The organism is Leucobacter sp. M11, assembly GCF_035726885.1.
Lineage (GTDB): Bacteria > Actinomycetota > Actinomycetes > Actinomycetales > Microbacteriaceae > JAPFRB01.
In genome coordinates this window covers 237,528-237,739 of the sequence record NZ_JAPFRB010000004.1, presented here as the reverse complement: position 1 = coordinate 237,739, position 212 = coordinate 237,528, and the positions used below count along the sequence as shown (strand labels likewise).

The 212-nt window shown below is 68.4% G+C and carries 1 protein-coding gene; it reads right to left on the bottom strand.

The annotated features are described in order from the left end of the window. On the bottom strand, positions 1 to 95 hold a 95-nt coding region (locus OOT08_RS13105; RefSeq protein ID WP_325093656.1), incomplete at its 3' end, for a hypothetical protein. Between the last annotated feature and the right edge of the window lie 117 nt (positions 96 to 212).

The window sequence follows — 212 nt, the reverse complement described above, 5'->3', positions numbered from 1 at the left end:
ACCGCGTCGAGGGCTTCGCCGGGGAGGATGGCGAGCAGTTCGTCGATGAGGTCGCCGCGGGCGAGCTCCGGGTCGGGGGCTGAGGCGTGGTTCACAGCAGTTTCCTTTGGGTCGTGGCCAGTGCGGTTGCGGCCAATGCGGTCGCGGCCAATGCGGTCGCGGCCAATGCGGTCATGGCCAGTGCGGTCATGGCCAGTGCGGTCGGGAACAAA